The following is a 392-nucleotide window of genomic DNA, read 5'->3' as shown; positions in this document are numbered from 1 at the left end:
GTGATGGTCTTGCCGTTCACGGTCAGCGTGTCGCCGTCGGCGGGCTGGGCGTTGGCCGACAGGCCGGTTGCGGTCGTACCGTTGGTGGCGATCAGCGTGATGGTGCCGGTCAGGGCCGTGGTGCCGTCGCCGGCCGTTGCGCCGGTGCTGGCAAAGGAGCCGATGGTGGCGCCGAGCGTCGTGGTACCGGTTGCTGCCGTGGTGCCGCCGGCCGTGCCGTTGTACACAACGTTGCTGCTCGCGGTCGCGCTGGCGAAGCTCGTGGTGCCGCGCAGGTCAGCCGCGGTCGCACCCGCGATGGTGGTGGAGACGTTCGACTTGGTGGAGTAGCCGACCGTGGTCTGCAGCGCCTGGTTGGCGATCGACTTCGCAGAGTCGATCAGCTTCTGCAG

General features: G+C 68.9%; 1 pseudogene. It reads right to left on the bottom strand.

The window, feature by feature from the left end:
- Positions 1-392, bottom strand: a pseudogene (locus tag AC0L3P_RS40140) (DUF1522 domain-containing protein); the annotation flags it as partial.

The sequence above is a fragment of the Bradyrhizobium sp. WSM4874 genome (assembly GCF_055811835.1).
The sequence above is the reverse complement of the archived record's forward strand: the minus strand, read 5'-3'. Positions and strand labels throughout refer to the sequence as shown.